6 protein-coding genes are annotated in these 3,071 nt (G+C 63.5%); all 6 read left to right on the forward strand.

Annotated features, from left to right (window positions below; genetic code table 11):
* Positions 1–855: nitrogenase component 1 (locus BRAS3809_RS01160; protein ID WP_035654861.1), on the forward strand; the 855-nt coding region annotated here is incomplete at its 5' end.
* A gap of 25 nt (positions 856–880) precedes the next feature.
* A complete protein-coding gene (gene nifX, locus BRAS3809_RS01165; RefSeq protein WP_008960272.1) occupies positions 881–1,276 on the forward strand; it encodes a nitrogen fixation protein NifX in 396 nt (131 codons plus the stop codon).
* A gap of 10 nt (positions 1,277–1,286) precedes the next feature.
* The gene (locus BRAS3809_RS01170) at positions 1,287–1,757 is read left to right on the forward strand and encodes a NifX-associated nitrogen fixation protein (RefSeq protein WP_006609661.1); all 471 of its coding nucleotides are present in this window, start codon (positions 1,287–1,289) and stop codon (positions 1,755–1,757) included.
* Positions 1,758–1,773: 16 nt separating this feature from the next.
* Complete coding sequence (locus tag BRAS3809_RS01175) at positions 1,774–1,974, forward strand: CCE_0567 family metalloprotein (protein WP_006609662.1); 201 nt, start codon at positions 1,774–1,776, stop codon at positions 1,972–1,974.
* Positions 1,975–1,996: 22 nt separating this feature from the next.
* The gene (gene fdxB, locus BRAS3809_RS01180; RefSeq protein ID WP_008960273.1) at positions 1,997–2,284 is read left to right on the forward strand and encodes a ferredoxin III, nif-specific; all 288 of its coding nucleotides are present in this window, start codon (positions 1,997–1,999) and stop codon (positions 2,282–2,284) included.
* Positions 2,285–2,302: 18 nt separating this feature from the next.
* On the forward strand, positions 2,303–2,629 hold the full coding sequence (hspQ, locus tag BRAS3809_RS01185; protein WP_008960274.1) for a heat shock protein HspQ: 327 nt from the start codon (positions 2,303–2,305) through the stop codon (positions 2,627–2,629).
* Positions 2,630–3,071 lie beyond the last annotated feature (442 nt).

Consider the following 3,071-nt stretch of genomic DNA (forward strand, 5'->3'; position numbering starts at 1 on the left):
GGCGATATCGAGGAGCTCCGCATCATCTTCGAGGATTTCGGCCTGGAGCCGTCGTTCCTGCCGGATATCGGCGGCTCGCTCGACGGCCACATCCCCGACGAGTTCACGCCGACCACGATCGGCGGCATCGGCCTGGAAGAGATCGCGACCATGGGCAGCGCGTCCTGGACGATCGCGATCGGCGCGCAGATGAAGCGCGCGGCGGAGGCCATGCAGGCCAGGACCGGTGTGCCGTACCGGCTGTTCGAGCGGCTCTGCGGCCTGCTGCCGAACGACGAGTTCATGACGTTCCTGAGCGAGATCTCGGGCCGTCCGGTGCCGGCGAAATATCGCCGCCAGCGCGGCCAGCTCGCGGATGCGATGCTGGATGCGCATTTCCACATCGGCGGCCGCAAGCTTGCCATCGGCGCCGAGCCGGACCTCCTGTTCGACGTCGCCAGCATGCTGCACGACATGGGCGCCGAGATCTCCGTCGCCATCACCACCACGCAGTCGCCGGTGCTCGAGCGCATGCCTTGCGAAGAGGTGCTGATCGGCGATCTCGAGGATCTGGAGACGCGCGCCAAGGAGCGCGATTGCGGGCTGATGATGACGCATTCGCACGGCCGCCAGGCGGCAGCGCGGCTGAAGATCCCGTTCTATCGGATCGGCTTTCCGATGTTCGACCGGCTGGGAGCCGGGCACCTGCTGACGGTCGGTTATCGCGGCACGCGCGACCTGGTGTTCGCGCTGGCCAACCTGATCATCGCCGATCGCGAGGACAACCATCAGCCGACCCCGGACACCTGGATCGATCCCTGGAAGGATTTCCAGCAGGCTTCACCAGAGTCCGCGGTCGTGGCACCGCTGCATTGACGCGTCAGGAGAAAGGACCGACGACATGAAAGTCGCATTCGCTACTCAGGATCTGAAACGCGTCGACGCCCATTTCGGCTGGGCCAAGAACATCGCGATCTACGATCTCGATCCCGAGGGCTACCGCTTCGTCGAGACCGTCGAGTTCGACGGCGATCTCAAGGAGGACGGCAACGAGGACAAGCTGGCGCCGAAGATCGAGGCGATCAAGGATTGCGCGATCCTCTATGTCGCGGCGATCGGCGGCTCCGGCGCGGCCCGCGTCGTCGCCAACAACATCCACCCGATGAAGGTCACCCAGCCCGAGGAGATCACCGATCTCCTCGGCAAGCTGCAGGCGGTGCTGAAGGGCACGCCGCCGCCGTGGCTGCGCAAGGCCTTGGCCAAAGGCAGGGAAAGCGCGCTCGATTTCGAGGAATGAGGAAACGAACATGTCGGATACCGCAGTCGTAGAAGAAGTCGTCCCCGCCGAGCAGCGGCCTTTCGTCAAGGAGCTGATCAAGGTCTGGCGCGCCCAGGACACCCATGGCGCCTGGGAAGGCAAGAAGGACGTCGAGCTGCTCGAGCCCTACATCCTGGACAAGGAGAAGCGGCGGGCGCTGCCGATCATCGGCGATCCCGATCCGGAGACGATCTGGCGGCTCGAGCTGTTCTTCAACGCGATCGCGCTGTCGATCGAGAAGGCCACCGGCGTGATGATCTCGCCGATGCTGAAGATGAGCCATGAGGGTTTCGGCCGCATGGTGCTGATCGGCGGACGGCTGATCGTGGTCAACAAGCAGCTGCGCGACGTGCACCGCTTCGGCTTCGACAATCTCGGCAAGCTCGCCGACGAGGGCGACAAGTTCGTCAAAGCGGGCGTCGAGATGATCGAGAAGTTCAAGGACGTCGCGAATTACTGAAGGCGAGGATGAGACGATGAGCGATCTGGATACATTGAAGGCCGAGATCAAGAAGCTGTCGGCCCGCGCCATGGATGCCAAGATGAACCTGCATGATCTGTCGGAGGAGCTGCCCATCAACTGGGACCAGATCCTCCCGACCGCGCAGAAGGCACACGAGGCATTCGCCGAGCTGGAGAAGAAGCGGGCCGAGCTGAAGAAGCTCGAGGCCGCATAAGCCTGGACGAGGATCCGTCATCATGTCCAATTCAACCCGCGACGGCCGCGACTGGCGGCCGGACTATCTGGTCGCGATCGATGCGGCCAAGTGCATCGGCTGCGGCCGCTGCTACAAGGTGTGCGGTCGCGAGGTGATGACCCTGAAGGGCATCAACGACGAGGGCGAGTTCGTCGAGCTCGACGACGACGAGGATGACGAGGTGGAGAAGAAGATCATGGTCATGCACGACACCGGTGCCTGCATCGGTTGCGGCGCCTGCGCCCGGGTGTGCCCGACCAACTGCCAGACCCATTCGCCGGCGGCCTGAGACATCGGACGTGCTGTGATGCTGCGTATGGACGCAAAATTCACGATCGGCCAGGTGACCCGGCACCGCGTCTACGATTTGCGCGGTGTCGTGTTCGACGTCGACCTGTCATTCTCCGAGGAGGAGGGCTGGCGGGCGATCACGATGGACAAGCGGCTCGACAAGGAGCAGCCGTTCTATTATCTGCTCGCCGAGAGCGGCGACAGCAGCTACATCGCCTATGTGCCCGAGCAGAACCTCGTGGCCGACGCCTCGGGCGAACCTGTGAAGCATCCGGATATCGGCGAGCTGTTCGATGTCGATGACAGCGGCAGCTATCATTACCGCGGTCGGATCTTCCAGTAGTCGACCGGCTATTCAGCCACAGCCGTCATTGCGAGGAGCCGCAGGCGACGAAGCGATCCAGAGGCCCCGCATCTCCCTGGATCGCGTCGCTGCGCTCGCGATGACGGTTGGGTCGGTAGGGTGGGCAAAGGCGCCTGGGCGGTCTCACGATAGATACTCGGTCTCACGCGCCGTGCCCACCGTCTGTCCGCGCGCGGAGCGACAATGGTGGGCACGCCATCGTTCGGCGCTTCGCGCCGCCCGCTGGCTTTGCCCACCCTACGATTTCAACTGTGACTGTGTGCACCCTCGCAGTGATACGAGTCTGCGAGATTGAGAGCGTTATCCATCCGCCCGTCATTCCGGGGCATCGCGCAGCGATGAGCCCGGAATCCATAGCCACGAACGGTTGTTGTTTTCGAAGACAAGCGCCACGGCCATCCCGCGGCTTATCACCACCTAT

This window comes from Bradyrhizobium sp. STM 3809 (assembly GCF_000239795.1).
GTDB lineage: Bacteria > Pseudomonadota > Alphaproteobacteria > Rhizobiales > Xanthobacteraceae > Bradyrhizobium.